The 2906-nt window shown below is 67.5% G+C and carries 4 protein-coding genes and 2 pseudogenes; 2 read left to right on the top strand and 4 right to left on the bottom strand.

The features are described from left to right. Positions 1–103 precede the first annotated feature (103 nt). Positions 104–647, bottom strand: a pseudogene (locus ABTZ59_RS36945) (IS5 family transposase); the annotation flags it as partial. A 128-nt stretch (positions 648–775) separates the two neighbouring features. Between ABTZ59_RS36945 and ABTZ59_RS36940 the strand changes: the two are divergent. Continuing rightward, positions 776–1090: a hypothetical protein gene (locus ABTZ59_RS36940; RefSeq protein ID WP_351425847.1), complete on the top strand. Its 315-nt coding sequence runs from the start codon at positions 776–778 to the stop codon at positions 1088–1090. A gap of 68 nt (positions 1091–1158) precedes the next feature. Here the strand turns inward: ABTZ59_RS36940 and ABTZ59_RS36935 are convergent. Both ABTZ59_RS36935 and ABTZ59_RS36930 read right to left on the bottom strand, forming a co-directional pair. Further along, positions 1159–1290 (bottom strand): annotated as a pseudogene (locus ABTZ59_RS36935) (IS21-like element helper ATPase IstB); the annotation flags it as partial. Positions 1291–1443: 153 nt separating this feature from the next. Then, the gene (locus ABTZ59_RS36930; protein WP_351425844.1) at positions 1444–1815 is read right to left on the bottom strand and encodes a hypothetical protein; all 372 of its coding nucleotides are present in this window, start codon (positions 1813–1815) and stop codon (positions 1444–1446) included. Between the two features lie 42 nt (positions 1816–1857). On the opposite strand from ABTZ59_RS36930, the gene ABTZ59_RS36925 reads away from it, so the two are divergent. Then, a complete protein-coding gene (locus tag ABTZ59_RS36925) occupies positions 1858–2472 on the top strand; it encodes a hypothetical protein (RefSeq protein WP_351425841.1) in 615 nt (204 codons plus the stop codon). 38 nt (positions 2473–2510) lie between these two features. On the opposite strand, the gene ABTZ59_RS36920 is transcribed toward ABTZ59_RS36925, so the two are convergent. Beyond that, positions 2511–2633, bottom strand: coding sequence for a hypothetical protein (locus ABTZ59_RS36920; protein WP_351425838.1), 123 nt, complete (start codon positions 2631–2633; stop codon positions 2511–2513). Positions 2634–2906: the final 273 nt, after the last annotated feature.

Below are 2906 nucleotides of genomic sequence, written 5' to 3'. Positions count from 1 at the left end.
CGCTACGAGAAGACCGCAACCATCTACCTCGCAGGACTCCACATCGCAGGCATCTACCTCTGGTCCGCCCGATGATCCAAACGAAACGCCCTAGCACCACGTCCGGGCGGCAGCGGGGCCGGCCGCGCTCGCCCCGCACCGGCGGCACGGCCTGGAGCAATGGGATCAACTGGGTGACATCGTCGCGGTTGCCGCCGGCGAGGGTGGCAGCGAGCGGGATGCCGGTGGCGTCGGTGATCAGGTGATGCTTACTGCCCGTCCTGCCCCGGTCGACAGGGCTTCGTCCGGTCTTGGCTCCCCCTTTTACGCTCGGATGTGGGAGCCGCCGACCGCCGCCCGGAAGAAGTCCAAAGCGTTCACGCTGCGGAACTCGGCGAGGAGAACCTCGTGCAGACGGAGCCGGACCCCGCCTCGGTCCATTCAGCCAGGCGACGCCAACAGGTCATGCCAGACCCGATGTCGAGTTCCTGCGGCAGGTGTTCCCATGCGATCCCGGTGCGCAGCACGAACAGGATGCCCTGGAACACCAGCCGGTCCGGAAGTCGGTGGCGTTCCGGATGCCGGGTCCGACGTCGCACTCCCGGCAGCAACGGCTCGATCGCCGCCCACAGCTCGTCATCGACCTCCCACGGCTTCGGCCGCCCCACCCGGCACCCCCGGATTCATCGGTCCCGGTGTGATCAACCACCTCGAAGATCATTTCGTTAGGAGTTCTCAGCGGGCGATCGCGAGTTGTTGCTGGCTTCGGGGATGATCGAGGAAGTTTCTGGACGCGATGGAGGACGACAGGATGGCTATCAGTGGGCTGCATCCGGAGAGGACGGCTCGGCTTGCGGCGCTCGTCAACGAATGTCTGCCGTTGTTGACGGGTGACGGCGGTATGGCCACAGTGCAGCAACTCCTGACTGAGCGCCGAGTCGAGGTGCTCGATGCGGTGGTGATCACCCGCGAGCTGCTTGGGGCAGGTCCCAAAGCCCTTGGCGAGGCGAAGACGATCGTCCTGACGAGTCCAGGTAGGGGGCGTGAGCTTCGGGTGCACGATCAGTACATGGATGCTGTCGAGCGGAATGGCGACCACAATGAAGATTGACGTTTGCTGAGTTGGCAGTTCTTCCGTCGGCTGAGCTGCCAACTCTGAAACCGGACGTGCGGAGGTCGGCTGGCCTCTACTTCAGCTCGGACTCGGGTGTTGGAGAGACAGTGGGAGTCGGTGCCGGTCTCGATGATGGTGCCGTTGCAGGTGAGGCGGTCGACGCAGAGCCTGGGGGCGGTGAAGGTCTTGGTCCAGCCATCTGGGGCCGGCACTTGTTCCCTCTCAAGGGTTGCCGCTGACACCTGGCCGTATCCCGTTCCTGCGGTCACCGGCTGATCGTCACCCGCACAGGGTCAGGCGCCGCCTCGCCGACCAGTCCGCGCCCATGTCTGGCAGGCGTTGCAGCGGGGTCAGACCGGCTGTTCCACGAGTTCCAGGTCTGTGATGCCCTGGTACCAGCGGGTACCTTTCACCGGGGCGGGGGCGGGGGCGATGCCGAGAGTCGGCGCGACCTCCGCGAGGGTTATCGCATCGCCACGCCCCTCTCGGGACCGGTAGGCCATCAGGTCGGCTTCGGCGGCGTATGACATGTGCGGGCGCCGGCCGCCGTAGCGGTACAGATCGTCCAGCGTACGGGTGACGGCCCGGGTGATGACCCGGCCGCAGTCCGGAGCAGCCTGGGCCATGTCCATCAGAGCCTGCCACCGGTCGGCGTACGGACCGGCGGGCGCGGGCCAGCCTTCTTCTCCGGTGCGGGGAAGCCGACGCCCAACCACAGCCACAGCCACAGCTCATCCTTCGGCTTGCACAGGGCGATGTCGCCGATGGCAGCTCCGGCCGCCATCCCGAATGGCCAGCGGCTGGGCGGGGACGAGGCGTTCACGAACCGGCAGAGCCGGTGGCAGACCATCCTGGCCGCGCTCACCGACCACCTGAGCCACCTCGCCGGTCCCGGCTTCGACGTGGAAGATCCGGAAGTCCCGCGCAACAACGTGCTCGTGTTCCACGGCGTCGGCGGGATCGGGAAAACGACGCTCTCCCGCAAACTGGAGGCCGCGCTCATCGGCGCTGACCAGCGTCCCGCACAGTGGAGTCCCCCGGCCTGGCCCGAGGGCCCGTCGATCCTTCCGGTACGGATCGCCCTCGCGCGGTCGGCCGACACCGACTTCGAACGGGTGATCCCCACCATCCGCCTCGCCCTCACGGGACTCGGCCGGCGGCCTGCGGGATCGGCCCGGCCGATGGGCCAGGTACCGGGCTGGTTTCCCGGCGGTGATGCCGCGGGACACCTCCTCGCGCTCGACGCCCCGCAGCCAGGCCCTGGCCCGGCTGGCCGCACAGCACGCGGAGATCGTTCGGCTCCGTCAAGCCACTGCAGGGACAAACCGAGTCAGCCGCCTTCGCGCCCGCGGACCACGGTGATCGGGACCCGCAGTTGATGCGGGGCGGAGCAGAGGGGAAACACCATGCGGTCCCGTCAGCCGTGGCTGCGAAAGACGAGCAGATAGCGCCAGAAGAGGAGCCGGCGGATGTCGCATCCGGGCAGCAACACCGCAGCTTCCCGGCGGATCTCGGCCAGGGGCATGGTTGGCTGTCTCACTGGGACCTTCACCCCTTCCCGGCGAATCGCAGCCGAGGCAGAGCGGAGTTTGTCCCTCACGGCGACGGCCAGCCTGGCGACGGCGTTGACGGGCACAGCCGCCAGGCTCCAAGCCCAGTCGAGCCGGGTCCTCTCCGGATAGCACCCCAAGATCACGAGGACTCCGCCGGGCGCTAGCTGTATTGATCACGAGCGTTGTTGACACGTGCCGGTGCTTGATCATGGCGAAGACCTCCGGTGTGGTGGAGCTGTCTAGGACTGCACCGCACGGAG

Source organism: Streptomyces sp. NPDC094034, assembly GCF_040303865.1.
Classification (GTDB): Bacteria; Actinomycetota; Actinomycetes; order Streptomycetales; family Streptomycetaceae; genus Streptomyces.
The sequence above is the reverse complement of the archived record's forward strand: the minus strand, read 5'-3'. Positions and strand labels throughout refer to the sequence as shown.

Coding starts and splice junctions, on each gene's coding strand:
- ABTZ59_RS36940 (WP_351425847.1), top strand. CDS start 776: ATGGAGGACGACAGGATGGCTATCAGTGGGCTGCATCCGGAGAGGACG.
- ABTZ59_RS36925 (WP_351425841.1), top strand. CDS start 1,858: ATGGCAGCTCCGGCCGCCATCCCGAATGGCCAGCGGCTGGGCGGGGAC.